Source organism: Glutamicibacter sp. HZAU (assembly GCF_004100365.1).
Taxonomy (GTDB): Bacteria; Actinomycetota; Actinomycetes; order Actinomycetales; family Micrococcaceae; genus Glutamicibacter; species Glutamicibacter nicotianae.
The window spans coordinates 102,293-128,337 of the sequence record NZ_SCKZ01000006.1 but is presented as its reverse complement, the minus strand read 5'-3'; the positions used below and the strand labels follow the sequence as shown (position 1 = coordinate 128,337).

Sequence of the window (26,045 nt, the reverse complement as noted above, 5' to 3'; positions counted from 1 at the left end):
CATGGTCGGAGAAAACCTGCTGGGAATCCCGGAAACCCTGCTTCCGGAAGAGACCGAAGTGCTGGCACGCTACGAAGCCGGAGATGAAGCCGCGGACTTGGCGGCAAAATTCCCTGCCTCGTCGCTGGCTTGGGCTCTGCTTGCCAACGAAGCGCACAATGAGGGCCGCATCGTGGAGTCCTATGCGTTCGCACGCGTGGGCTACCACCGCGGCCTGGACTCGCTGCGCAAGGCCGGCTGGCGCGGACAGGGCCCGGTGCCTTGGCGCCACGAGCCGAACCGCGGCTTCCTGCGCTCGCTGTACGCGCTGGGCCGCGCAGCCGCTGCCATCGGCGAGACCGAGGAAGTCGAGCGCATCGGCAAGTTCCTGAACGACTCGGATGCTACCGCCAAGGCTGAAATCGAAGCCGGCAAGTAGCCAGTTCCACAACGCCGCTCGGCGGCTCTTCTCGCAAAGAGAAGAGCCGCCGAGCGGCGTTTAACGCAGGTTTCCCATGCCGCGACGGCCTGCCCCAATATGAAGGGAAAATGCCCCACGGCCTTCGCCTGCCCCTTCGGGAAACAGCAAACATGCAGGTCATGACACATTATGAAACATGAGGAGGTTCTCATCTTGTTCTACTTCTGGACTCATTTGCTTCACCTAGAGTTCATTTTGAAGAGATCATCACCTCTCGACAATGAAAGGGAAAACAATGTTGTCATTCTGGATGGGACTGGCGTCCAACGTCATCGGCATTACGGTTCTCGTGTACTTCGTGTACTTCCGCCGCCACTTCCGCCGCGACCTCGTGCTGGCCTACATTGCTTTGAGCATGGGCATCTTCGCCGTCACCTTGCTGCTCTCGGGCAGCGGCGCGGGCATGGGTCTGGGCCTTGGCCTCTTCGGCATCCTGTCGATCATCCGCTTGCGGTCGGACACCCTGACCCAGGAAGAAGTGGCCTACTACTTCATTTCATTGGCCATCGGCTTGGTCAACGGTTTGCACCCGGAGCCTGCATGGTTGGCTCCAGCGGCGACCGCAGCCCTGGTTCTGGTGATGTTCCTTGCCGACCACCCGAGCTTCGCCCCGCGCACCGAACGCCAGACCGTGACCTTGGAACGCGCCTACCCGAAGAAGGCCGACCTGCAGGCCGCGTTGGAAGAACTGCTGGATGCCAAGGTGCTGCGAACCGTGGTTGTCGAGCTGGACATGGTGCGCGACCTGACCATCGTCGATGTGCGCTTCCGCACCAACGCCGCCGGCAGCAAGCCTGCATCCAAGGCCAGCGCCTCCGAGAGCTTCTCCGGCACCTATGAACTGGCCAACAGCCAGACCGCCCCGGCCTCGCAGAACGGAGCGAAGCAGGAGTCGTGGTCCTGATGACTGCCCTTGCCGACAAGCGTGCGGACCTCGCTTCTTCCCAAGCCAGGGCGGCTCTGGAGGTAGCAGTCATCGGCCGGGAGCCGATCAGTCTCGAAGATGTGATTTCCGAAGCTGCGTTGCAGACCCGCGTCGACAAGAAATTCCTGCTGACCCCGGAGGAATTCACTGCGCTATCCGAGCGCTTGGGCGACCAGTTCAAGATCATGCAGATCGACGGCCGGCGCACCTTCCGCTACGAATCGGTGTATTTCGACACCGAGGACTACGACCAGTACCGCGCCCACCGCCAGGGCCGGCGCCGGCGCTACAAGGTGCGCTCGCGCACCTATGCGGACACCGGGCTGTCGATGTTCGAGATCAAGACCAAGGGGCTGCGCGGCGCCACGGTGAAGCACCGTGTAGAGCAGGACCTGGACACCGCGGGCGAACTGACCAGGGAAAACCTGGAATTCCTCGAATCGGTGCTGCGCAGCGAGTACGGGCAGGAAGCACCCCAATTGCAGCCGGTCCTGGACAGCGCCTACCGCCGTGCGACGTTCGTGAACCCGATCGATGGTGAACGGCTGACCTGCGACGTCGAGCTGGAATACGCCCATGGCGAGGCGAAAGTCGACGGGCCGGACCTGATTGTCGTGGAAACCAAGTCAGCCGACGGCCGCGGCGTATCGGACCAGGCCCTGGCAGAGCTGGGCATCCGCGAGGTGTCGATGTCCAAGTACTGCATCGGCATTGCGCTGCTGAACCCGCAGCTGCCGGCCAACCGCTGGAGCCGGCTGCTGCAGCAGAGCTTCGTCCCGGACCCAACGCTGCGCTAGGCCCATCAGCGGATTCGGCTACCGCTCCGAGGCGAGACGGTAGCCGAATCCGCGGACCGTCTCAAAGCGTTCAGTGCCGAGCTTGTTGCGCAGGTAGCGGACATACACGTCCACCACGTTGGATCCGGGGTCGAAGTCGTACCCCCAGACCCGGGACAGCAGCTGCTCCCGGCTGAGCACCTGGCCGGGGTTGCGCAAGAACGCTTCGGCCAAGGCGAATTCGCGTGCCGACAGGTCGACCTCGCGTTCATCGACCGTCACGCGGCGGCGCAGCAAATCCATATGCAGGTTCTCGTGGGCCAGCGAGGACACCTCGGGGGCATTTTCCTCCGAGCGCAGGCGCAAGCGCACCCGGGCCAGCAGCTCGTCGAAGTGGAACGGCTTGGCCATGTAGTCATCGGCGCCGTTCTGCAGGCCGGCGACCGTGTCTTCCACGCTGCCGCGCGCGGTCAGGATGATTACCGGCGTATCGATCTGCGCGGCGCGCAGGCGGCGCAGCACCGAGAACCCGTCCTCATCGGGCAGGCCCAGATCGAGGATGATCAGCTCATGGTCCCCTTCAATGGCCTGGCTGAAGCCGTCATGCCCGGTTTCCGCGATGGATGAGGTCAGTCCCGCGGCACGCAGCCCCTTGGCAACGAACGAACTGATGCGCGGCTCATCTTCAATAATCAGTATCTGGCTCATGCTTCCCTGCTTCCAGTCGACAACGGCATGTCAATGTAGAACGTGGATCCCTTGCTGGGCTCCGAATTCACCCACACGCGTCCGCCGTGGGTTTCGGCGATGGCCTGCACGATGTTCAGCCCCAGGCCGGAACCGGAGGAACGCACCGAGTTCTGGCCACGTCCAAAGCGCTCGAAAATGCGTTCAAGATCCTCGGCCTGGATGCCGATGCCCGCATCGGAAACCCACCAGCGCAAGGTGGTGTTGCCCTGGCCATCGCGGACAATTTCGTTGCCCAAGCCGATGCGGCTGCCCTCGGCCGAGAACTTCACCGCATTGGCGCACAGCTGCAGCATGGCCTGGGTAGTCCGGACCGGGTCGAGCGACACGGTGGCTTCGGTGCGGTAGTCGACACGCCACTGGCGCGGTCCCAGGCCGCGGGCCTTGTCGAGGACGTCATCCAGCAGCTTGCCGACTTCTGTCGGCTCAACCTGGAGGAAGTCCATGCGGTTGGATTTCGCCAAGGTCACCAGGTCGTTGATCAGCAAGGACATGCGCCCGAGCTCGTCCATGGCAATATCGCGGCTCTGCGCGACATCGTCTGGATCGCTGGGGTCCATCAGCTCCAGATGCCCGTTGATGATCGTCACCGGCGTGCGCAATTCGTGCCCGACATCATCGAGCAGCTGGCGCTGCGAGCTCAGTGCGCCTTCTAGGCGGTCCAGCATCTCGTTGACAGTGACGGTCAGTTCGGCGAACTCGTCATTTCCGGAAACCTCGATGCGCTGGGAGACATCGGTTTCGGAAATCTGCTGCGCGGTGGTTTGCAGGCGGCGAATCGGGTCGAGCATCCGCCCCACCACCAGCCAGGCGGCCAGCGCGGCGACGAGCATGACCGAGCCGCCGACGGCGGCGTAGATCATGAAGTTGCGGTCGTTGGCGATGGCCTCGGCCGAATAGTCGTAGGCCAGCACGAAGGCGCCGTGCTCATGGTCGGCAGGAAGGCTGACCGGAACGACCACTGCGCGATAGGTAGTGATGTCCGTGTCGACGGTTCCCAGGCGGATGTGGTTGGCGTCCTGGACGGTTCTGGCCCATTCGAGGAATTCCGGATCATCTTCCAGCCGGGTGTTGACGATATCCGGTGCGGTCCAGCGCACCTCGTTGCCAACCAGTGCGAGCATGCCCTGCTTCGGCGACGGCAGGGTGCGCTGCATGGCGATGTACAGCAGGTCCTCGGCGTGCTTGAAGCGCTCCATGGTCCGCGGGTCGACACCGGTTTCGGTGAGGACCTTGAATTCCTTGACGGTGCGGGTCAACGACTCGTCGAGGCGTTCATTCAGTTCGTGGCGCTGCACGGCAAAGCTTGCGGTGCCCGCCGCCAGCAGGGCCAGGCCCACGAGCAGCATCATGCCCGTCAGCACCCGGGCCCGGATGGACCACCGGCGTTCGGGTGGGCTAGTCATCGTCACCGTCGTCGTCGGCTTCTTCGTAGTCGTCGTCATCGTCGTCATCGTCGTCGTACTGGTTGCCGGATGGAGGCAATGGGACGACGGTCTTCTTCGGCGGGGGTGGCGGAGCAGGTTTCGGTTTCGGCTTGGGAGTAGCGCTCGGCTTGGGTTTCTCCGAAGGCTCCGGCTTTTTCGAGCTGCTCGGGCTGGACGACGGCTTCGGGGATTCGGCCGCTGAGGCGGAAGGCGAGGAGGATGGGCCGTTGGGGGTGCTGCTGGTCGGAGCAGGGGTGGCTTCTTCGAAGATGAACCCTTCACCGAGGTCTTGGTCCGCCGGGCCTTCCAGGGCTTGGGTGATTCCGAACGCGCCCAGGCATACGACTGCCACGACAGCGATCGTCGCAAAGACACTGCGCAAAGCTTCCTTTCCCATGTTTTTCATTGTGGCTGAAATAAATGAGATCCAGATGAGAGATGCCGTTAGATGACGAAGGCTTCCCGGTGCTAGGCCAAATGCTCGAAGATGATGACCGTCTGGGTGGAAGCGAACGCGCGGTTGGACCCCAAGTGCGTGGCCACGAATGTCCGCAAATCTTCGATGCTCCGGGTCGACACCCGCACCAGCAAATCCGGCGACCCGCCGAGTACGAAGACTTCCTTGACCTCGGCGAGCTCCTTGAGCTGATGCGCCGACGACAGCAGGCGGTCCCGGGCAGTGGAGGAGACCACGACGGAGATCATGGCGTTGACGGCAACGCCGAGCAGCCGCTCATTGATCGCGGCGTGGTAGCCGGTGATCACTCCCGCCTTGGTCAGGGCCTTGACCCGGCCCAGGCAGGTGGAGGGTGCCAGTCCGACCTTTGCGGCCAGGACATTGTTGGCGATCCGCGCATCCTGGCTCAGCTCAGCAAGGATGGACAAGTCCGTTTCGTCGACACGAACAGGATTCGGCAGGGCGTCGCCTTGGACCGTCCATAATGAACCTGGCACGGCTGATCAACTCGATTCTTCTAAAAACTTCAGTTCTACTCGCACAGTATCGAATCTGATTCTACGATGGATTCATCATGGAGAACTGGAAGTTTTCCATCCTTGATCGTGGCCGAACAGGAGATCCAATGACCACCCCACTGACCCGCCAGTCGCTTGCACAGTTGGACGCGGCAGACCCGCTGGTGGCCTTCGGCGACCGCTTCGACCTTCCGGAAGGCGTCATCTACCTCGACGGCAATTCCCTGGGTGCGCTGCCCAAGGGAGCAGCCGAACGGGCCGCCCAGGTAGTCACCGAAGAATGGGGCCAGGGCCTGATCCGTTCCTGGAACACCGCCGGCTGGTTCGAGATGCCGCTGAAGCTCGGCGACAAGCTGGGGCGCCTGCTGGGCGCGAACCCCGGCGAAACCGCGATCACCGACACCACCACGCTGAACCTGTTCAAGGCCCTGGCCTCGGCACTGCGCACGCAGAAGGCCGACGCCCCGCAGCGCCGGGTGATTCTCACCGAACGCGACAACTTCCCAACCGACATCTATATCGCGCAGGGCCTGGCCGATCTGGTCAACTCGCTCTCGCAGGAAACCGGCGTCGCCTACGAGGTGAAGCTCATCGATTCTGCGGAGTCGCTGCGTGCCGCATTGGACGAGACCGTGGCTGTTGTGGCCCTGTCGCACGTGAACTACCGCACCGGGTCCATGTGGGACATGGACGCGGTGACCGCGGCCATCCACGCCTCCGGTGCCCTGGTGGTCTGGGACCTGGCCCATGCCGCGGGGGCGGTGCCGATCGACCTGAATGCGGCAGATGCCGACTACGCCGTGGGCTGCACCTACAAGTACCTCAACGGCGGCCCGGGCTCCCCGGCGTTCATCTGGGTCAATGCCCGCCACCATGAACGCTTCTGGCAGCCTCTTTCCGGCTGGTGGTCGCACAAGTCGCCCTTCGAGATGGCCGATAGCTACACCCCGGCCAACGACATCCGCCGCTTCATGTGCGGCACCCAGCCGGTCACCTCGCTGGCAATGATCGAAGTCGGCCTGGATATTGCCCTGGAAGCTGACATGGGCAAGGTGCGCGCCAACTCCCTGGAGCTGGTTGACCTGTTCATCGAGCTGGTGGAAACCCGTTGCGCCGGCTACGGACTGGAACTGGTGACCCCGCGCGAGCATGCGGCCCGCGGCAGCCACGTCAGCTTCCGCCATGAGCATGGATACGAAATCATCGCCGCCCTCATTGACCAGGGCGTCATCGGAGACTACCGCGAACCGGAAGTGCTGCGCTTTGGCATCACCCCGCTGTACCTGGCGCGCACCGATATCTGGGATGCCGTGGAGAAACTGCGTGAAATTCTGCACACCAATGAGTGGCAGCGCGAAGAGTACGCGGTGCGTAATGCCGTGACATGACGCAAATTCCGCCGGTTGCGTGCCTTGTGGCCCCGAAACCGGCGAATCGGCGCGGAAGTAACCTTGAGAACAGCACGGCATTTTCGATGCCGTGCTGTTCGCATAGGTCTAGAGGGAGCATCGTTGGGCAAGCAGCCGGTACGCGCCACTGAAGTCGGTTCGGGTTTGAAGAAGTCGCTGACTCCGGGGCAGATGTCCATGATCGCGCTGGGCAGCGCCATCGGCACCGGCCTGTTCGCCGGCAGCAAGCTCGCCATCGCCATGGCCGGCCCTTCGGTGATCATCAGCTACCTCATTGGCGGCGTCGTCGCCTTGCTGGTCATGGGCGCCTTGGCTGAAATGACCGTCAAGCAGCCGGTGGCAGGTTCCTTCGGCGTCTACGCCGAACGCTATCTGGGACGGTTTTCCGGATACCTGACCAAGTACCTGTACTGGTCGGCGCTGATTTTCGCCGTGGGCACCGAAATCAGCGCGGTGGGCGAGTACATGCAATACTGGTTCCCCGAAATCCCCGGGCTGGTGTGGGTCCTGGTCTTCTCGGCCGCGCTTTTGGGCGTGAACTTCTCCAGCGTGAAGATCTTCGGAACCACCGAATACTGGTTCTCCGCGATCAAGGTCTTCGCGGTGATCGCGTTCATCATCATCGCCCTCTGGCTGGTCTTCCACGACCCCAGCGACCAATTCGGGTTCCACAACTACTCGGCCGAGGGCGGCTTCTTCGCCAACGGCCCGTTCGGCATGTGGAGCGCTGTCATCGTCGCGATCTTCTCCTACATGGGCGTCGAGGCGATCTCCATTGCCGCCGCCGAGGCGAAGAACCCCAAGCTCGCGGTGCGCAAGGCCTTCAAGGTCTCCTTCCTGCGCCTGCTGCTCTTCTACGTGTTCACCATGTCCCTGATCCTCGCGGTGGCCCCGACCAGCGAACTGCTGGCCGGGGGTTCGCCATTTGTCACTGTGATGTCGCAGATCGGCATCCCTTTCGCCGACTCGGTGCTGAACTTCGTGCTCATCATCGCAGCGCTCTCGGCGATGAACGCCCAGCTGTACGCGGCAACGCGGATGCTGCACTCGCTGGCCGAATCCGGCCACGCGCCGCGCCTGGCGCACCGGACCAACCGCGCGGGCGCACCGGTGCATGCGGTGTGGATGTCAGCAGGCGGTATCGCTGTGGCGGCCGGGGTGTATGCGATGGTGCCGGAGGGAGGCTTCGGCATCATGATGTCGCTGGCCACCTTCGGCGCATTGGCCACATGGTTCATGATCCTGCTGACCCATGTGTCCTTCCGCCGCCAGGTGCGCCTGGAGAAGACCGCCCTGGAATTCAAGCTGCCGGGCTACCCGGCCGCCTCGATGCTCGGCGCGGTGCTGCTGGCCAGCCTGCTGGTGACCTCGTTCTTCGTGCCGGAATTCAAGTACACGCTGATCTTCGGGGTGCCGTTCGTGATCGTGATGTCGGTGCTCTACAAGCTGGTCTTCGCCGGCAAGAAGCAGCCGGCGGCGAAGTAGCGGAGCTGGCTGCCGCGTGCTGTTCCAGGGGTGAACGGCCGCACGGGCACTAAGATCTTAAAGGGCGTGCCAGTTGGCAGGTGCCGCAACTATCGAGGAGCAATGGTGGCCAAGCTGTATTTCCGCTACGGAGCGATGAACTCGGGCAAATCCACGAGTTTGCTGCAGGCTGCCTTCAACTACGAGGAACGCGGCCAGCGCATCCTGCTGGCCAAGCCCGGGATCGACACCAAGGGCGAGAGCTCCATCGTTTCCCGGCTCGGCATCGAACGCGAGGTCGACTTCAGCGTGGGCCCCGAAGAGAACCTGCGCGAGAAGTTCGCGGCCCATTCCCTGGGCGATGACCCTGATGCCTTGCTGCCGCATGTGGATGCGCCGCCGGTGGCCTGCCTGCTGGTGGATGAAGCGCAGTTCCTCTCCCGAGCCCAGGTCGATGACCTGCTGCGCATTGCCGTGCTCGATGATGTCCCGGTGCTTGCCTACGGCATCCGCACTGATTTCCGTACCCGTGCCTTCCCTGGCTCGGCGCGCTTGATGGAACTGGCGCACTCCCTTGAAGAGCTGAAGACCATTTGCCGTTGCGGGCGCAAGGCCATGTTCAATACCCGCCGCTCGGGGGAGACGATTGTCTTTGATGGGGACCAAGTCGCGATCGACGGCGAAGAGGTCTGGTACGAGTCGCTGTGCGCTGCCTGCTATCTGGAAGCCTCCGGCGGCAAGCTGAGCTAGCTCGGTAGCCTTTCGGACCGGAAGCCTCGCGCCGGCCGATAGCCGCCGGCGGCCGGTCCACCCAGTGGAGGCCAGCCGGGTAAGGCGCTGGCCGCGGTCCATTCGGCGTTTTCGCTGCGGGTCAGAGTATCGCTGTAGCTTCGATCTCCACGAGAACTGCTGGCTCGTACAGTTGGGCCACGGCGATCAACGATGCAGGCGGCATTGGAAGCTGCAACCCGATTTCCTCCGCGACGGATTCGACTCCTTGCATGAACTCCGATATTTTGCTGGTTTCCCAGTCGGTTACGTATACGGTCAGCCTGACGACGTCTTGGAACTCCGCCCCTGCCGAGTTCAAGCCTGCGGAAACGTTGCGTAGCGCCTGCGCCACCTGGCCAGCCAAATCGTCGGGGATCCTGGAGCCGTCGGGCATGTGCGCTACCTGTCCTGCGATGTGGATATGCCGCTTGCCGGATCCCACCGCTACGTGGTGGTAGGGAGTTCCGGGGAGCATTCCGGCGGGGCTTGAATAATTCACTGGCATGGAATTCTCCTTCAGTAGTTCGCTGCTTTCTGCAGGTATAAAACTTATACTTGGTCTACAAAAGCAACTGCAACGAAACTAGGTGCAATGGAAGAAACCTCCGAATCGCCGCTGGGCATATCGGCTTCCCACCGCGAACTGCTCGACCAGGTCTTGGACAAGTGGTCTTTGCATGTCTTGAGCCAGCTTTGCGAATCGCCCAAGCGATTCAACGAGCTGCGGCGAGCCGTTCCGGGAGTCAGCCAGAAGTCCTTGACCAATACGCTGCGCCGACTGGAGCGAAATGGCGTCATCGACCGCAGGGTATTGCGCTCCCGTCCGGTAGCAGTCGAGTACCGTGTTGCGCCGATTGGCAAGACCATGCGCGCACCGATCGATGCGCTCCTCGACTGGACAGTGAGCCATATGCCCGATATCGAACAAGCGCGGGAACGATACGACCAGCTCGAAGAACAGAACGGCGATGGCTCATTCCAGGAAGAACCTCCAGAATGAGGATTCATCCCGCTGGCCCTGCTTCCGGCGCATCGGGGTCTCCCGAAGGCGCGGTACCGAAGGCCACGGATTCGAATATTCATCGACACCGATTCATGCCGGACAGCTAGAGGGCGCAAAACCCATTGCGGAAGGAATCGCCTGCTTGCGGCCGCAGGCAAATACCAGGGATTCCTGGAGCGAGTCGTGAACAAGGAATTGATGCATGGTGCGATCGAGAAAGGGCGTGCAGCCGAAGCTGTTGCCATGGCAGTGCTCCACGACCCTGGCATGCTGGTCGAAGAGCTCGACCACCACCGGATCACGCAGGACGCCCAACCGTACTGGGACTTCGCGCAGGAATGGATCGCTGCCGCTCGGGTGCTCGTCAAGCCCAGCTGCTTGTCGACTCGGTGCAGGAAGCGAAGAACTACCTGGCAAGTTTGATTGAGGACGTCTCGGTCCTGAGCGATAACCCGGAAGCTGCCTTGGCCAAAAAGGAAGTTCGAGAATTGACCGCTAGCGCGCGGGAGTTGGCAGAGCTGGGAATTCCCGGCGCGAGGCGTTAGCCGATGAGGCCGGCAACGGCCCGCTGCAGCCCCCAGTCGAAGCCATCAGCCAGGGGTGCGTCGACATCGAGCTGCACTAGGTTCTGGCGGTAGGCCACCGAGCCGAGCACGTGGTTCAGCAAAAGCTGCTGTCCATGGCGGGCGTTTTCGGCAGGCAGCCCTGCTGCTTCCAGCAGGGTGCGAAGCTGCAACACCGGCTGGAGCTCGGTGGCCTGCATTGCGGTGGCGACCTCGATGACCTCGGGGCTGTCCTGAATCGGCAGCAACGCGAGGTAGAGCTTGCGCGCCAGCTGAAGGATCGCCTCGGATGGGGAATTGTAGTCCTCGGCATCCACCGACAGCGCAGGGGTATTCAGCAGCTGGGCGGCAACCTGCGCCAGCAGCTCCTGCTTGTTCCTCACATGCCAGTAGAGCGCACCGACCTGGACATCGAGTTCCTTGGCCAATCGGCGCATCGACAAATCAGCCAACCCGAACTGTTGCAGGATGCCGACCGCGGTGTCCACGACCGTTAACTGAGTCAATGCCATGGTGACAAGTCTAGTCGCAACGCCTGTGCGCGCTTAGGCTCCAAACACCGTGCGGTCCAGGAAGTCGTTGCGGAACTTGCCGGACGGATCCAGGCGCTGCGCCAATGCAATGAAGTCGTTGAACTTCGGATACAGCCCGGCCAGCTGCGTAGAGGTGGCTGCGAAGAGCTTGCCCCAGTGCGGGCGTGCCGCAAAAGGAGCCAGCGCTTCCTCGATCCGCGGTAGGAGCGCCTCGACAGCCTCCTGCCGGGGCTTCCAGGTGAAGTGCAGGGCGATGCCGTCACGGCCGTAGTTTCCACTGAGCCACAGGTCATCGGCGGCAATGGTGCGCACTTCCGAGACCAGCAGCAGGGGAGTGATGGCGGGGGAAAGGCTGCGGATAGCCTGGATCGCTTCTACCGCGTGCTCGCGCGGGACCAGGTATTCGGTCTGCAATTCATCGCCGGCGCTGGGGGTGAAGTCCATGCGGAAATGCGCCAAGCGATCCGACCATGAACCCGCCTGGCCCAACTGGATGCTGCAGATCCCGCCATCGGCGCCGGGCAGCGGGTGCAGCGCAGCGGTCGCCGGGAACCCGCCGAACCGGCCCTGGTCAATATGCTCTACCAGCGCATCGCCGACGCGGCGCTTGAGCCAAGTCTGGCCCACCTGCTCGCCGCTCCAGTCAGTGAACAGGCTGACGCTGTAGGCCGAAGCCTGGATGGTGTCGAAGCCGTCGAGCACCTTGTCCCAGGACAGATCCTGGTAGACGGTCTGCTGCACCTCGAAGCTAGGCACGATATCCAAGGTGAGGTGGGTCAGCACGCCCAGCGCGCCCAGGCCGACCACGATGCCATTGAAATCCTCGTCGCCGCGCTGCATGCTCAGTTGCGAGCCGTCGGCCAGCACCAGTTCCACTGCGCGCACCGCGGTGGCGAGGTTGCCTTGCGTTTGGCCGGAGCCGTGGGTTCCGGTGGATACTGCGCCGGCAACCGAGATATGCGGCAGGGAGGCGAGATTGTGCAGGGCATAGCCAGCCTGTTGCAGTGCATCAGCCAGGGCGCCGTAGGTGGTGCCGGCGCTGACGCGCACGGCCATGGCCAGCTCATCAATCTCGATGGCTTCCGGCATCTTGGTCAGGGTGATCATGGTTTCGCCGGTATCGGCGATGCCATTGAAGGAATGGCGGGAGCCCAGGACCTTCACGGCCTTGGCTGCGCGAACAAACTCCTGCAGCTGTTCAAGGGATGCGGGATGCAGCAGCTGCGTGGCCCGGTATTCGAGGTTCCCGGCCCAGTTCAGTTCCTTGTTGCGCACTTCCACGGCTAATCCTTAGTTATCGAGCCACTGGCTGGAGGCCAGTGCGCGGTAGCGTTCGAGAATTTGCGGGGCAGGTTCCATCGCCGGGAGCTCGGCAGTGTCCTGGGCCCAGTCGGGGAATTCCCCGGCCAGCACGCCGGCCGCCTGGCGCGCCGCGCCATCGGCCACGTATTCGCCCAGGGCAGGCAACAGGATGGTCAGGCCGAGGATCTGGGAGGCGATCTGCTGGACCGCGCGGGATTGCGCGCCACCGCCGGCAAGGATGATGCGCTGGGCCTGCACTCCCTGCGCTTCAAGTGCGCGCAGGCCGTCGGCCAGGGAGCAGACCACGGCTTCCACCGCGCTGCGGGCCAGGTTTGCGGGAGTGTAGTTGGCCCGGGTGATGCCATGCAGCGAGCCGGTGGCCTCTGGCAGGTTCGGGGTGCGCTCGCCGTCGAAGTAGGGCAGCAGCACCAGGCCATCGCAGCCCGGGGCGGCGGACAGCGCCAGGTCATTGAATTCCTCGAGGCTGACCTGCAGCAGGCCGGCGGTGGCATCGAAGATGCGGGTGGCGTTCAAGGTGCATACCAATGGCAGGTAGTTGCCGGTGGCGTCGGCGAAGCCTGCCACCAGGCCGGAGGCATCGGCCGCGGGGGAATCGGCGACCGCGAAAACGGTGCCGGAAGTGCCCAAAGAAATGACCACGTCGCCCACCTGGGCGCCGACGCCCAGGCCGGCCGCGGCGTTGTCGCCGGCGCCCGGTCCGATGAGCGCTCCGGAGGCGGTGCGGCCGATGGATTCCAGCGGGCCCGCCACCTGCGGCAGCAGCGGGACATGGCCCAGGTGCTGCTCGAGCGCTTCGAGGTCATAGGAGTTGTCGGCGGCGCGGTAGTAGCCGGTGCCCGAGGCATCCGAGCGGTCGGTGCGCAGTGCGGCAAGGCCGGCCGCCCCGGAGCCCGGGCCGTAGCCGGCCAGGCGCCAGGACAGCCAGTCGTGCGGCAGGCAGATGGCCGCGACCTTGGCCGCGTTCGCAGGTTCATGATCCTTCAGCCAGCGCAGCTTGGCCAGCGTGATCGAGGGGACCGGGACGGTGCCGGTGCGCTGCGCCCAGTACTTGGCGCCCGCGGCGGCATCGCCCTGGCCGGCCTCGGCGATGATCTGGCTGGCCGCCTGCGCGCTGCGCGTGTCGTTCCACAGCAGCGCCGGGCGGATCACCGCGCCGTCGGCGTCGAGCACCACCATGCCATGCTGCTGCCCGCCCACCGAGACGGCGTCCACGTCATCCAGGCCTCCTGCCTGGGCGATCGCTTCCTGCAATGCGCTGAACCAGGCTTCCGGATCCACTTCGGTGCCCTCGGGGTGCGCGGCCCGGCCGGAGCGGACCAGCCTGCCGGTGGCGGCGTCGCGGATCACCACCTTGCAGGACTGGGTGGAGGAATCGATGCCGGCTACGAGCGTCATGGTTCTTCGGCTGCTTTCTGCTGTGGGCGGGTGTGAGCGGTCTAGCGGGCGCCCAGCAGGTGCTCGATGGCCAGCTGGTTCAGGCGGATGAACGCGAAGTTGCGCTGCGCTGCGGCGTTGGCGTCGAATCCGTCGAAACTTGCCGCATCGGCCATCAACTGCTGCGCACTCTCGCCGGTGCCCAGGGTGCTTTCGCCCAGCTCGAACACGCCCGAGAACTTCATGGCCTCCTGCACCTCGGGATCCGCGCGGAAGGCGGCGGCGCGTTCCTTGAGCATCAGGTACATGGACATGTTGGCCTTGGCCGAGTCCCACACCCCGTCATAGCCGTCGGTGCGCGATGGCTTGTAGTCGAAGTGGCGCGGGCCGTCGTACTTCGGTCCGCCGTTCGGGAAGCCGTTTTCCAGCAGGTCCACGGTGAAGAAGGCGCTGGCCAGGTCGCCGTGGCCGAAGACCAGGTCCTGGTCGTACTTGATGCCCCGCTGGCCGTTGAGGTCGATATGGAACAGCTTGCCTGCCCACAGGGCCTGGGCGATGCCGTGGGTGAAGTTCAGGCCGGCCATCTGCTCGTGGCCGGTCTCCGGGTTCAATCCGACAATGTCGCCGTGCTCCAGCTGCTCGATGAAGGCCAGGCCGTGGCCGACGGTGGGCAGGAAGATGTCGCCGCGCGGCTCATTCGGCTTCGGCTCCAGCGCGATGCGCAGGTTGTAGCCCTTGTCCTTGATGTAGCCGGCAGCGGTGTCCACGCCTTCGCGCATGCGGTCCAGCGCTGCTGCCAGGTCCTTGGAGCCGTCGTATTCGGAGCCTTCGCGCCCGCCCCACATGACGAAGGTTTCGGCGCCCATTTCGGCCGCCAAATCGATGTTGTGCAGCACCTTGGCGAGCGCGAAACGGCGGATCGAGCGGTCGTTGGAGGTGAAGCCGCCGTCCTTGAAGACCGGGTGGCTGAACAGGTTGGTGGTCACCATCGGGACCTTCAAGCCGGTTTCCTCCAGTGCCGCGCGGAAGCCGGCCAGGATCCTTTCGCGTTCCGCCTCGGTGGCGTCGAAGGGAATCAGGTCGTTGTCGTGGAAGGTGATGCCGTAGGCGCCGAATTCGGCCAGCTTGTGGACAGCTTCCACCGGGTCCAGGTTCTCGCGGGTGGCGACGCCGAACGGATCGGCGCCGGTCCATCCCACGGTCCACAATCCAAAAGTGAAGCGGTCGGCGGGGGTTGGCTGAAGAGTCATGGGATGCATCCTCGGATCGGGGTGGGGTGGCTTCCACCATTTAGTTTATGTCCTGAACTATATGGGTGGCCATGCGCTAGAGTCAATAGCGAAGAACATCAGTCCGGTCGCCAATTTCCCAGGAGCAGGCATGCGCACGACAACAGCCAACACCCAGCCTGCGCCGTCCACGGCGCCGGGCAGCGTGGGGGATGTCCGCAAGGCGAACCTGGCCAGGGTGCTTGCGGTGATTGCAGGTGCAGCCAGCGGCCAGCGCCTGTCCCGCGCCGATATCGCCCAACTCAGCCAGCTCACCAAGGCTTCGGTATCCAGCCTGGTTGCGGATCTGCTGGAAACCGGCCTGGTCATCGAAATCGGGGTGCACCGCGACGGCGAACGCGGCAGGCCCTCGGTGGGGCTGGTGCTGAACCCGGCACGCTGCGTGATCGGCATGGAAATCAATGTCGACTACATCTCCGCCGGGCTGGTCGACCTGTCCGGGAAATTGCTGGATCACCGGATCGTTGCCCGCGCCAACGGCACGGCCACCGCCGGGCAGGTCATGGCTGCCCTCGGCGAGCTGAGTGCCGAGATGCAGCAGGCAGCCACGGCCCAGGGACTTGAGATCCTCGGCGGGGCGCTCGCCGTGCCGGGCCTGGTGGACGAGGAAAAATTCATGGTGCTCCAGGCCCCGAACCTGGGCTGGGCGGACCAGGTGCTGGATGCTGCGAAGCTGCTGGCCGAGCCGAAGACCCGCGTCCGCCTGTTCAATGAGGCCAATGCCTCCGCGCTGGCGCAGCTGCAGCTGATGGAGCCGGGCCAGCGGGACTTCCTATTCGTTTCCGGCGAAGTGGGCATCGGCGGCGGCGTGGTCATCGACGCGCAACTCTTCACCGGCCCGCAGGGCCACGCGGGCGAACTGGGCCACGTGGTGATCCAGCCGGGAGGCAATCCCTGCAGCTGCGGCGGACAGGGCTGCCTGGAAACCGTGGCCGGCCAGGAAGCAATCCTGGCGGCCGCCGAATCGGCCGATTCCGCGCACGGCCTCTCGCGCCAGCAGCGCATCGGCAATTTCTACCGGGCCCTGGAGGGGGGAGAAGAAAAAGCGCTGCGCGCGGTGGCCGAAGCCGGAACCGCGGTGGGCATCGCCCTGGCCTCCACGCTGCGCCTGTTCAATATCTCCACCGTGGTGTTCGGCGGGCATTTCGCCGCCCTGGAACGGTGGCTGCTGCCGGCGGTCCATGAGGCATTGCAGGCCCACGCGCCGGGCATCGCCAGCGAAGCCAAGTTGGCGTGCTCGCCGCTGGGGCAGGCCGGCGCCTTGGCCGGCGCGGCGCGAAGCGTGGTCGGGGACCTGCTCGAAGCCCCGCACCAGCTGGTGGCCTAGGGTGCGCTGACCGGCTGCTGCAGCTCGGTCACCCAATCGGCCTGATCTTCCGACGCGGCCCGCAGATACACTTCGCGGCACGGCCCGGAGGGCACCAGCCCGCGGACCAGCACCTCGTCATGCACCGCCTGCCAGCTTTCGTGGATGCTGTCCATGGCCCCCAGATGCATTCCGCAGATGGCCTCGGGAACCGCGGGCAGCTCGATGATTTCGGCGCCGTCGACGGCGTCAGCCGAGCTGGCGTACCCGGCAATGACCTGAATCCCGGACTCGCTGCCGGTGTACTGCGCAATCGGTGTCGCCAGGCTCTGGCCCTGCAATGCCTGGGCGACACGGTCGAACACTCCACCGATCAACCCGGCGATCCGGGGCTGCTCGGCCACCGTGAAGCGGCCGGCGGCCAGGCGTACCGCAGGCAGCGGCTTATGGATGATTTCAATGCGTGACATGAGTTTCTCCTTCGAGATCAAGCGCAGGCGCCGTTGCACATCCTGCAACCGCTGCGTGGCGAGCCGGTGTTCGGCCTCGACCTGCGCAGCACGATGCCGCAGGTGCCCAGCAATCTCTTCCGCGGTGGCTCCCTGATCCAGGATCGAGGACACCTCCTCCAGCCCGAATCCCAGTTCGCGCAGCGCAACGATCTGGTGCAAGCGCTGAAGCTGGGAGGGGTCGTAGGAACGGTAGCCGGTGAACGGGTCCACGTGGGCGGGCTTGAGCACGCCGGCGGTATCCCAATGCCGCAGCATGCGGTGGGTCACCTGGCCGATTTGCGCAAACGCGCCGATGGATAACATGCTTCAGTTCTCCGCCCTCACACAGTGTCAGGGTCAAGTTTGCTTGAAAAAGCCGCGTATATCCATGAATCGCATCGGCTCGGTGACGCACAGCTCGAGATTCGCTAATCGTTTCGGTAAACTTTGGTCGTAAGAGCCCCTAACTCTTGCAACGGACCTCCGGGTTTCAGTGAGCAGGACAGGGGCATATTTTTTGCCCGGCACCGTGCCGGGACGGCGCTAAGCACGCCGCAACCGCTGCTTATAAGCAAGGGGGAGGATCCCATGCCAGCAATCGTGATCGTCGGAGCCCAATGGGGCGATGAAGGCAAAGGAAAGGCTACCGACCTGCTCGGTGGCAAGGTCGACTACGTAGTGAAGCCAAACGGCGGCAACAACGCCGGGCACACCGTGGTCGTGGGCGGCGAGAAGTACGAGCTCAAGCTTCTTCCAGCCGGCATCCTTTCGCCGAACGCCACTCCGATTATCGGCAATGGCTGCGTGGTGAACCTTGAAGCGCTCTTCGAAGAGATCGACGGCCTGGAGTCCCGCGGCGCCGATACCTCCAAGCTGCGTGTTTCGGCCAACGCCCACCTGGTGGCCCCGTACCACCAGACCATGGACAAGGTCACCGAACGCTTCCTGGGCAAGCGGGCCATCGGCACCACCGGCCGCGGCATCGGCCCGGCCTACATGGACAAGGTCGGACGCCTGGGCATCCGCGTGCAGGACGTCTTCGACGAATCGATCCTGCGCCAGAAGGTCGAAGGCGCGCTGCGCCAGAAGAACGAGCTGCTGGTCAAGATCTACAACCGCCGCAGCGTCGAGGTCGAGGAAATCGTCTCGTACTTCCTGTCCTACGCCGAGCGCCTGCGCCCGCTGGTCATCGATTCCACCTACGAGCTGAACAAGGCGCTGGACGAGGACAAAGTCGTGCTGATGGAAGGCGGCCAGGCCACCTTCCTGGACGTCGACCACGGCACCTACCCGTTCGTGACCTCCTCGAACCCGACCGCCGGCGGCGCTTCGGTAGGCTCGGGCATCGGCCCGACCCGCATCACCCGTTCGATCGGCATCATTAAGGCCTACACCACCCGCGTGGGTGCCGGTCCGTTCCCCACCGAGCTGTTCGACGACATGGGCATCTACCTGCAGAAGACCGGCGGCGAGTACGGCGTGAACACCGGCCGCCCACGTCGTTGCGGCTGGTACGACGCGGTGCTGGCCCGCCACGCTTCGCGCGTGAACGGCTTCACCGACTACTTCGTGACCAAGCTGGACGTGCTCACCAACATCGAGCAGATCCCGGTCTGCGTTGCCTACGACGTGGATGGCGTGCGCCATGACGAGATGCCGATGACGCAGACCGAGTTCCACCACGCGAAGCCGATCTTCGAGTACTTCCCGGGCTGGACCGAGGACATCTCCGGGGCCAAGACCCTGGAAGACCTGCCGGAGAACGCCCGCAACTACATCCTGGCCCTCGAGAAGATCAGCGGCACCCGGATCTCCGCCATTGGCGTGGGTCCTGACCGCGACCAGACCATCGTGCGCCACGATCTGATCAACGACTAGTTCCGACAGTTACGAGGAAACCCCCAGTAGGAGCATCCTGCTGGGGGTTTCCTCATACCTGTCATAAGCGGAGTACCGGTGCCCAGAGGAGAACCTTCCGCCAGCGGAGCGGCTACGGTTCGACGCTGACGCCTTCTTCCTTGGATTTGCCCGAGACCCGCAAGTTCCACTGGGTGAGCACCTTGGAATCGGTGGCCTTGGTGACAGCGGAGACCACGGCAAAGGTCGCCGCGGAGGCGATCAGGCCATAGTAGATCGGTTCGTTGGCGTAGACGCCATCGAACTTGTTCTCAGCTTGGATCTCCAAGATGATCATGGTGCCCAGCGTGACCACGGTGCCCACGGCCATGGACGCAGTTGCGCCCGCGCCGTTGCCGCGCTTCCACAGCAGGCCGCCGATGATGGCCACCAGCAGGCCGCCGACCAGGATGTCGTAGGCGATGGTCAGCGCGGCGACCACGTCGTCGACGAGGATCGCCAGGGTCACCGTAACGATGCCGAGGACCAGCACCCAAATGCGGTTCGCCCGCACGTCGTGCTCCGGGTTCAGATCGGTGTTCACCTGGATATTCTTTCCGAACCAGCTGGCGACGAATGGGGTCACGTCGGTGCGGGCCACGGTAGCCGCTGCAATCAGCGCGCCCGACGCGGTGGACATCATCGCGGCCACGGCGGCGGCCATGACCAATCCGCCCACAGCTACCGGCAGCAGCTGGGTGGCGACCTCGGCGTAGACCACGTCCTTGTTGTCTGCCGCCCCGGCGATATCCGGCAGGGCGACCTTGGCCGCCATGCCGATGAGCGCGCCGGCGATGCCGTAGATGATGCAGTAGATCCCGGCGGTGGTGCCGCCCCAGCGGGCGACCTTCGGGGTCTTCGCGGTGAACACGCGCTGCCAGATATCCTGGCCGATCAGCAGGCCCAGGGTGTAGACCACGAAGTAGGTGATGATGGACTGCAGCCCGATGCCGGTGATGTCGAAGAATTCTGCACCGATGCGTTCGCGGATGCCGTCCAGGCCGCCGGCGGCATGCATGGAGAATGGCAGCATCAGGGCGAAGATGCCGATGGTCTTGATGATGAACTGCACCTGGTCGGCCAGGGTAATGGACCACATGCCGCCGATGGTCGAATAGACGACCACAATGGCGCCGCCGATGGCGATGGCCAGCCATTTCTCCCAGCCGAAGAGCACCACGAAGATGGTGGCGTAGGCGCTGGTGGAGGTGGCGCAGAGCATCAGCGTATAGGCCAGCATGACGATGCCGGAGGTGTTGGTTGCTGTCTGGCTTCCATAGCGCAGGGAGAGCATCTGCGAAACGGTGAAGACCTTGAGCTTCTGCAGCGTCGGGGCGAACGCGAGCGACAGCAGGATCACGCCGGCGCCGATGGCGACCACGAGCCACATGCCGGAAATGCCCCACTTGTAGCCCAGGCCAACGCCGCCCACGGTGGAGGCGCCGCCAAGCACCACTGCGGCCATGGTTCCGGTATAGAGGAACGGGCCGAGGCGGCGGCCGGCCACCAGGTAGTCGCTGCTGTTCTTGGTGCGGGACTTGCCCCACCAGCCAAAGGCCAGCATGGCGGCCAGGTAGGCGGCGACAATTGCGCCGTTGATGAATTCCATGGAGAACATCGATGTCCAGGCGCATGCAGCGCTTACCGTAAGTAAACTTTTGTTGCACCATAGGCTACTCGCGCTTAAGCCGCCGATCAATGAAATTGGCAATTATTGCCTGCCGCCCGGCTCGCGCCAGCCGTAATGTGATGAATCAAACTGTTCCATCCAGTGAAACTTTCTAGACATTTTGCATCGAAATATGATTCACGTACGGCATCGTGTCACATATGCGTAGCATTCGACCGGCAATGTGTGCAGTCGCAGCTTGTTTAGTACTGTTTCAGGTTGACGCAGCGTTGCATCCTTGGCCAGCCGGGCCGCTTCCCAGCCGTTGCGTCAGATGATTTCTCGAAACCAGAAAGACGCCTAGAAGATGAGTGAAAATGGTCAGGGCCTGACGAAGAAGTCGGCCGGACACGTCATTGTCGACACGCTTGCCGCGCACGGCGTGGAACGAGCCTACGTAGTACCGGGTGAAAGCTACCTGGATGTCCTGGACGGGCTGCATAACTCGCCAATCGAAACCGTGGTCTGCCGACACGAAGGCGGAGCCACCTACATGGCCGAAGCCGAAGGCAAGATGCACCAGCGCCCCGGCGTTGCCATGGTGACCCGAGGACCCGGAGCTGCCAATGCCCACGTCGGCCTGCACACCGCATGGCAGGACTCGACCCCGCTGGTGCTGTTCGTGGGATTGATCCCGTTCGAGCACCGTGAAAAGGAAGCCTTCCAGGAATTCGATCCGAAGGCATGGTTCGGCACCGGCGCCAAGCGCGTCATGATCCTGGACCACGCCGATCGCGCCAGCGAAGTCGTTGCCGAGGCAATGTTCGCGGCGATGTCCGGACGCCCGGGCCCGGTGGTTGTCGGCCTGCCGGAAGACATCATCCGCAACGAAATTTCTGCCGAAATCCACCCGGAAATCCCGGTGGCCACCGGCGGCATGACTGTGACCGACTGGAAGGCGCTGAACTCCGCCCTGCAGGAAGCAGACAAGCCGCTGTTCATCTTCGGCGGCAACGACTGGTCCCACGAAGGCGCCGCGGACTTCACCCGCTGGCTCGAGGAGCACGACCTGCCTGCCGCTGCCGAATGGCGTTGCGAGGGCACCGTGCCTTTCAACTCGCCATCCTATGTCGGACCGATCGGCTACGGCCGCCCCAAGCCGACCTATGATCTGCTGGAGGAAACTGACCTGCTGATCTTCGTCGGCACAGTTCCCGGCGATGTCATCACCGACGGCTTCAACGTCCGCCAGAACTGGGACAAGAAGAACTTCCTGGTCACCATCGACCCGTCGCTGCGCGGGCGTTCCGGCCCGGTATCGCACCAGATTGTCGCCAAGCCTGATGTCTTTGTCCGCGACCTGCTGCTGATGGATCTGCCGGTCAAGGAATCCTGGAAGGAATGGACCTCGCGGATGCGTGGCGAGCAGGAGAAGTTCGCCGAGCTTCCACCCGCACAGCCATCCGAAGGCCAGGCAAAGATGGCCACCATGATGGCCAATCTGGTCGAATCCCTTCCGGAAGATGCCATGGTGACCTTCGGTGCCGGCGAGCATACCAACTGGGCCCACCGCTACTTCCCGACCAACGGTTACGCTTCCATGCTCTCGGCACGCAACGGTTCCATGGGCTACTCGATCCCTTCGGCCGTCGCCGCATCGCTGAATTACCCGGGCCGCCGCGTGGTGAGCATCGCCGGCGACGGCGAGTTCTTGATGAACGGCCAGGAGCTGGCAACCGCCGCCCAGTACGGCGCCACCCCGCTGGTGATCATTATGGACAACCAGCAGTACGGAACCATCCGCACCCACCAGGAACGCCAGTATCCGGAACGTGTTTCCGGAACCCAGCTGCTGAACCCCGACTTCGCGCTGATGGCGCAGTCCTTCGGCGGGTTCGGTGTCCGCGTCGAGAATGATGCGGATGTTCCGGCAGCCCTGGAAAGCGCGCTGAAGGCTATCGACGAGAACAAGCAGTTCGCGTTGATCCACTTGGTGGTGGAACAGGGAGTCAAGGCCTACTAGGCACTTGCCGTCTTCGGCAAACCGTCGGGTCTGCGACATATAATTCCAGCGGGTATCGTTTTTAGCGATGCCCGCTGGGCGCTTTAACCAGTTAGGCGCAGCAGACCGGAAGCTTACAACCGTGGATCGGCCCAAAATGAATGATGCCCTTATTGCCAGCCTCCTGCGTGCAGTCGAAGCAGCGCCGGAAGACCATGCCCTGCGATTGCATCTGGCTGAGCAGATGAATACCGCCGGCCGATCCGCAGAGGCGCTCGCGCATGTCAGCGCCGTGCTGCAACAGGATCCGGGACATGCGGCCGCACTGGCAATGCTTGGAACCATTAGCGCGTCGATTACCGGAACCACTGTTGAAAAACAGGGGGCCGAACCCGCAGCCGATGCTGCACCGGATGAACCGCAGCATGGCACGCCATCAGGGTACGACTGGGAGGCAGGGGCCAAGGAGTTCGGCAGTTCGCTGCCGGCGCCGTTTGTCGAAGAACGGATCCCCGTGCAGGCAGATGCGGGGTCCGAGGTTCCGGGCATTCCTATCGAAAACCCTGCTGGACCGGGCATTACCCTGGATGATGTGGGCGGTTTGCAAGCGGTCAAGAACCGGTTGAATGAATCCTTCCTGGCCCCGATGCGCAACGCCGCAATCGCCAAGGCCTTTGGCAAATCATTGCGCGGCGGCCTGCTGCTGTACGGTCCGCCAGGTTGCGGCAAGACCTTCCTGGCCCGCGCGGTGGCCGGCGAGCTGAAAGCCAATTTCATGTCGGTCACCATTACCGATGTCGTGGACTCCTACATCGGCGAGACGGAGAAGCGGCTCAAGGCGATTTTCGACCAGGCCCGCAAGAACGCCCCAACCGTGCTCTTCATCGATGAAATCGATGCCATCGGCATCCGCCGCGGTTCGCTGAACGGGTCGGGCGCGTGGATGCGCCAGATGGTCAACCAGCTGCTGATCGAGATGGATTCGCTCGCAGGCAACAACGACGGCCTGTATGTTCTGGGCGCCACGAACCACCCATGGGATCTGGATGAAGCACTGCTGCGTCCGGGACGGCTGGATCGCACCCTGCTGGTGACTCCGCCGGATGCTCCGGCCCGGGAATCCATTTTGCGCTACCACCTGAAGAACCGCCCGATCGCCGGAATCGATCTGAATTGGATCGCGGCGCAGACCGACGGGTTCTCGGGCGCAGATCTGGAGCATGTCTGCACCACCGCCGCGGAAAAGGCGATGATGCAATCCATCGAGCGCAACGAGGTGCTTCCCCTGGGCATGGAGCATATCCGCAAAGCATTGGCGGAAATCAAGGCGTCGACGGTCCCGTGGCTGGAATCCGCCCGCAATGTGGTGCGATTCAGCAACCAGCATGGCCGCTACGATGACTTGGCCGAGTATCTGGTTTCGCGGAACATGCTCTAGGAAGCACCGGGGGAGAACACCGCATGGAATTCGAGCGACTGCATCACCGGATCACGCACAACCTGGCTATCGGACGTGAAACCGAAGCGATTGCGTTGCTGAAGGACCAGCTCAACGAACACCACCAGGTTCCTGCATTCTGGATCCTCTATTCGTCATGCCATTTGAATCTCGAGCAGTGGGCGGAAGCCGAGTCCAACGCCCGGGCCGCGCTGAATCTGGATCCTGCCAACCCGGTCGCCGGGGAATGCCTGGCTATCGCCTTGATGCGCCAGCATCGCCGAGACGAAGCGCTGCTGGCGATCCGGCAGGTTATTGAAGCTGATCCGGAATACGGCAACGGGCACTACTGGCTGAGCATGATCACGCTTAGTGGCATCCGGAGCAATGATGACAGGGTGCTGGCCCGCCAAGCCATCGAGCACGCGATTCGGCTGGATCCCGGGAACCCCGCCTATTACCAGGGTGCGGCGATCGTTGCCGAGGCCCAGGACGACAATCGCGCGGCACTTGCTTTCCTCCAAGCCGGGCTGCAGATCGACGCCAACCACCAGGGGCTGCTGCGGGTGGCAGGCGGCATCGGCAATGGCGAAAAAATCGTCGGGGACCAAGGCGATGTGCTGCGTGGATTGATTTCCATGGATCCGATGAATGAGGGCCTGCATCAGGACTATGCGGAATCCTTCGTCGCGAAGCAGTCGGTCTATGCCCATCGCTTTTGGCTCTTCGCCCCGGTCGTGGCAGCCGCCGCGGCGCTGGGGCAGCGGGCCGGGGGTGCAGGAACGGTGCTGGCGATTCTCGCCATTGCCGTCCTCTCGGGCCTCTTCGGATGGTGGAACAAGCGGCAGTACAGCGAAGCGGCGAAGTTCCTGCCCGCCGGTTACACCAAAGACATTGCTGCGCGCTACCCCAAGCTGCCGCGAGCCATGCGTGCCTATCAGCTGGCCTGGCTGCTGGGCGCAGGCGGCGCGATGCTGGGCTGCTTCTTGCCGGTGGCCGGCATCATCGTGATGCTGCTCGGCGTGCTGGCCAGCCAGCTGGGCGCATTGTGGATCCTGCAGGAAAATGCCGGCCCGCCGGCAGGCACGGCCGATCGCCACGAGCAGCGCCGGTACCTCATCCGGTGCAGCGGCATGCACGCGGAAGGTTTCTGGAAGCGGGTGGGCCTGGTGCTGTGCCAGCTGGTGATCTTCGGAATTTGCCTGGCCAATGGAAGCCGGATTGCAGCCGTGCCAGCCGGATCGATAGCGGCCGGGCTGCTGTTCCCGGGATTCAGCCTGCTGGCGGCTCAATTCCGCCTGGGATTCAAGGAGAACGCCTTCGCCTTCGGGCTGGCTGCCACCACCTCGGCCAAGAACCGGAATCTGGCCTTGCTGCGCGGCAATATCGGCGGACTGTATTTCATCGGGGTGCACCTGTTCATCGGGCTGATTGCCGCAACGGCTTCGTTCACGCTGCTCGCATCGGGGGTGGATTCCTCACTAGACCCGGCGTCAGAAGACCAGACACCACGCCAGGAGAACGTCATCGACGAGAACCTGCTCAAGCGGCTCGAGGAATTGGAAACCAGGGATCGGCAAATCAGAGAATACGCCACCCCAACGCTGCCCGAGCTGCCCGACATTCCCTCGCTCAGCGTCCCGGAACAGTAAGCGGCAGGCAGCGCGTAAAAGTTCACAGCTGCGCGGGCCGTTCTGTCTTGGCACGCGCCCGCTGAGGAAATAAGATGAATTGCTACCGAATCCCGTGAGCACTAGAACCCCGACCACGAGGTGGATAATCTGATGGCACAGATGAGCGAAGAGCTCATTGAGCAGTGGGCCGACGCGACTGCTGAAATCTACAATGAGTCCCTGACTGGCATTAACCTGACACGTCTGCCTGAGGCAGTGGCTCAGTACGTCGAACTCTTCGCGCAGAGCGAGAACCTGACGTTCAACGGGGATGCCACCCCCACCGATTACTTCGACAATCACCCGTTCCTCGCAGTGACCGCAGTGCTCAACAGCCCTGAGGCGATGGAGGTGCTGGATTCCGACGCGCAGGACGCATTGGACGCTATGGCCGACTTCACCGAGGCCTGGTACAACTTCGACCTCGAGAACGAGCCCGAACTGGGCATCTCCGAGGCAGATGACGACGGCGACGAAGACTGGTAAGTCTTCCCCCGGCTAAGGCCGGCACCCAGCAGCACCATGCTCGCTGGGTGCCGGCCTTTGCCGTTGGATAGCGGGAAATGGATCGCATGGCAACAGCCATGGAAC

General features: G+C 63.5%; 25 protein-coding genes. 14 read left to right on the top strand and 11 right to left on the bottom strand.

What is annotated here, in order from left to right:
- Position 1 precedes the first annotated feature (1 nt).
- From EKH49_RS10300 to EKH49_RS10290, 3 genes are all read left to right on the top strand, one after another.
- A complete protein-coding gene (locus EKH49_RS10300) occupies positions 2-418 on the top strand; it encodes a DUF3151 domain-containing protein (RefSeq protein ID WP_128470779.1) in 417 nt (138 codons plus the stop codon).
- A 277-nt stretch (positions 419-695) separates the two neighbouring features.
- A complete protein-coding gene (locus tag EKH49_RS10295; protein ID WP_128470778.1) occupies positions 696-1,364 on the top strand; it encodes a DUF4956 domain-containing protein in 669 nt (222 codons plus the stop codon).
- On the top strand, positions 1,364-2,182 hold the full coding sequence (locus tag EKH49_RS10290) for a polyphosphate polymerase domain-containing protein (RefSeq protein WP_128470777.1): 819 nt from the start codon (positions 1,364-1,366) through the stop codon (positions 2,180-2,182). Before EKH49_RS10295 ends, EKH49_RS10290 begins: the two co-directional genes overlap by 1 nt.
- Before the next feature lie 18 nt (positions 2,183-2,200).
- Here EKH49_RS10290 and EKH49_RS10285 read toward each other — a convergent pair whose 3' ends face one another.
- From EKH49_RS10285 to EKH49_RS10270, 4 genes are all read right to left on the bottom strand, one after another.
- Positions 2,201-2,869, bottom strand: a complete 669-nt coding sequence (locus tag EKH49_RS10285; protein WP_128470776.1) for a response regulator transcription factor — start codon at positions 2,867-2,869, stop codon at positions 2,201-2,203.
- Positions 2,866-4,314, bottom strand: coding sequence for a sensor histidine kinase (locus tag EKH49_RS10280; protein ID WP_236641120.1), 1,449 nt, complete (start codon positions 4,312-4,314; stop codon positions 2,866-2,868). The genes EKH49_RS10285 and EKH49_RS10280 overlap by 4 nt, the downstream gene beginning before the upstream one ends.
- On the bottom strand, positions 4,307-4,732 hold the full coding sequence (locus EKH49_RS10275) for a hypothetical protein (RefSeq protein WP_128470775.1): 426 nt from the start codon (positions 4,730-4,732) through the stop codon (positions 4,307-4,309). The genes EKH49_RS10280 and EKH49_RS10275 overlap by 8 nt, the downstream gene beginning before the upstream one ends.
- A gap of 71 nt (positions 4,733-4,803) precedes the next feature.
- On the bottom strand, positions 4,804-5,289 hold the full coding sequence (locus EKH49_RS10270) for an Lrp/AsnC family transcriptional regulator (RefSeq protein ID WP_223308859.1): 486 nt from the start codon (positions 5,287-5,289) through the stop codon (positions 4,804-4,806).
- 128 nt (positions 5,290-5,417) lie between these two features.
- On the opposite strand from EKH49_RS10270, the gene kynU reads away from it, so the two are divergent.
- From kynU to EKH49_RS10255, 3 genes are all read left to right on the top strand, one after another.
- A complete protein-coding gene (gene kynU, locus EKH49_RS10265; protein WP_128470774.1) occupies positions 5,418-6,698 on the top strand; it encodes a kynureninase in 1,281 nt (426 codons plus the stop codon).
- 123 nt (positions 6,699-6,821) lie between these two features.
- Positions 6,822-8,204 carry an amino acid permease gene (locus tag EKH49_RS10260; protein ID WP_128470773.1) on the top strand — a complete coding sequence of 461 codons (1,383 nt, stop codon included), beginning with the start codon at positions 6,822-6,824 and terminating at the stop codon, positions 8,202-8,204.
- A 105-nt stretch (positions 8,205-8,309) separates the two neighbouring features.
- Entirely contained in the window at positions 8,310-8,933 is a 624-nt protein-coding gene (locus tag EKH49_RS10255) for a thymidine kinase (RefSeq protein WP_128470772.1), read from the top strand.
- A gap of 121 nt (positions 8,934-9,054) precedes the next feature.
- Here the strand turns inward: EKH49_RS10255 and EKH49_RS10250 are convergent, their stop codons facing one another.
- The gene (locus EKH49_RS10250) at positions 9,055-9,459 is read right to left on the bottom strand and encodes a RidA family protein (RefSeq protein ID WP_128470771.1); all 405 of its coding nucleotides are present in this window, start codon (positions 9,457-9,459) and stop codon (positions 9,055-9,057) included.
- Between the two features lie 87 nt (positions 9,460-9,546).
- Between EKH49_RS10250 and EKH49_RS10245 the strand changes: the two genes are divergently transcribed.
- Together EKH49_RS10245 and EKH49_RS10240 are read left to right on the top strand one after the other, a co-directional pair.
- A complete protein-coding gene (locus EKH49_RS10245; protein WP_128470770.1) occupies positions 9,547-9,954 on the top strand; it encodes a winged helix-turn-helix transcriptional regulator in 408 nt (135 codons plus the stop codon).
- 341 nt (positions 9,955-10,295) lie between these two features.
- Positions 10,296-10,502 carry a hypothetical protein gene (locus EKH49_RS10240; protein WP_128470769.1) on the top strand — a complete coding sequence of 69 codons (207 nt, stop codon included), beginning with the start codon at positions 10,296-10,298 and terminating at the stop codon, positions 10,500-10,502.
- Here EKH49_RS10240 and EKH49_RS10235 read toward each other — a convergent pair.
- Genes EKH49_RS10235 through xylA form a run of 4 tightly spaced genes read right to left on the bottom strand, consistent with a single transcriptional unit; the run spans position 10,499 to position 15,000 of the window.
- Complete coding sequence (locus tag EKH49_RS10235; RefSeq protein WP_128470768.1) at positions 10,499-11,032, bottom strand: TetR/AcrR family transcriptional regulator; 534 nt, start codon at positions 11,030-11,032, stop codon at positions 10,499-10,501. The two genes, EKH49_RS10240 and EKH49_RS10235, sit on opposite strands and share 4 nt — an antisense overlap.
- Before the next feature lie 33 nt (positions 11,033-11,065).
- Positions 11,066-12,334: an FAD-binding protein gene (locus tag EKH49_RS10230; protein WP_128470767.1), complete on the bottom strand. Its 1,269-nt coding sequence runs from the start codon at positions 12,332-12,334 to the stop codon at positions 11,066-11,068.
- A 9-nt stretch (positions 12,335-12,343) separates the two neighbouring features.
- On the bottom strand, positions 12,344-13,771 hold the full coding sequence (gene xylB, locus EKH49_RS10225; protein WP_128470766.1) for a xylulokinase: 1,428 nt from the start codon (positions 13,769-13,771) through the stop codon (positions 12,344-12,346).
- 41 nt (positions 13,772-13,812) lie between these two features.
- Positions 13,813-15,000, bottom strand: coding sequence for a xylose isomerase (gene xylA / locus EKH49_RS10220; RefSeq protein ID WP_128470765.1), 1,188 nt, complete (start codon positions 14,998-15,000; stop codon positions 13,813-13,815).
- Between the two features lie 130 nt (positions 15,001-15,130).
- Between xylA and EKH49_RS10215 the strand changes: the two genes are divergently transcribed.
- Positions 15,131-16,366 carry an ROK family transcriptional regulator gene (locus EKH49_RS10215; protein WP_128470764.1) on the top strand — a complete coding sequence of 412 codons (1,236 nt, stop codon included), beginning with the start codon at positions 15,131-15,133 and terminating at the stop codon, positions 16,364-16,366.
- Here EKH49_RS10215 and EKH49_RS10210 read toward each other — a convergent pair.
- Positions 16,363-17,160, bottom strand: a complete 798-nt coding sequence (locus EKH49_RS10210) for a MerR family transcriptional regulator (protein WP_128470763.1) — start codon at positions 17,158-17,160, stop codon at positions 16,363-16,365. The genes EKH49_RS10215 and EKH49_RS10210 overlap by 4 nt on opposite strands.
- 264 nt (positions 17,161-17,424) lie before the next feature.
- Here EKH49_RS10210 and EKH49_RS10205 point away from each other — a divergent pair, with 264 nt between their 5' ends.
- A complete protein-coding gene (locus tag EKH49_RS10205; RefSeq protein ID WP_038991981.1) occupies positions 17,425-18,714 on the top strand; it encodes an adenylosuccinate synthase in 1,290 nt (429 codons plus the stop codon).
- Between the two features lie 112 nt (positions 18,715-18,826).
- Here the strand turns inward: EKH49_RS10205 and EKH49_RS10200 are convergent, their stop codons facing one another.
- Positions 18,827-20,341 (bottom strand): sodium:solute symporter, encoded by a 1,515-nt coding sequence (locus EKH49_RS10200; RefSeq protein ID WP_128470762.1) that lies wholly within the window; start codon positions 20,339-20,341, stop codon positions 18,827-18,829.
- 367 nt (positions 20,342-20,708) lie between these two features.
- Between EKH49_RS10200 and EKH49_RS10195 the strand changes: the two genes are divergently transcribed.
- The 4 genes from EKH49_RS10195 to EKH49_RS10180 all read left to right on the top strand — a co-directional run bounded on the left by EKH49_RS10195 (position 20,709) and on the right by EKH49_RS10180 (position 25,940).
- Positions 20,709-22,364 (top strand): thiamine pyrophosphate-dependent enzyme, encoded by a 1,656-nt coding sequence (locus EKH49_RS10195; protein ID WP_128470761.1) that lies wholly within the window; start codon positions 20,709-20,711, stop codon positions 22,362-22,364.
- A gap of 136 nt (positions 22,365-22,500) precedes the next feature.
- Positions 22,501-23,781 carry an AAA family ATPase gene (locus tag EKH49_RS10190; protein WP_128470760.1) on the top strand — a complete coding sequence of 427 codons (1,281 nt, stop codon included), beginning with the start codon at positions 22,501-22,503 and terminating at the stop codon, positions 23,779-23,781.
- A 23-nt stretch (positions 23,782-23,804) separates the two neighbouring features.
- Entirely contained in the window at positions 23,805-25,433 is a 1,629-nt protein-coding gene (locus EKH49_RS10185) for a hypothetical protein (protein WP_128470759.1), read from the top strand.
- Positions 25,434-25,565: 132 nt separating this feature from the next.
- Positions 25,566-25,940: a hypothetical protein gene (locus EKH49_RS10180; RefSeq protein WP_038991978.1), complete on the top strand. Its 375-nt coding sequence runs from the start codon at positions 25,566-25,568 to the stop codon at positions 25,938-25,940.
- Positions 25,941-26,045: the final 105 nt, after the last annotated feature.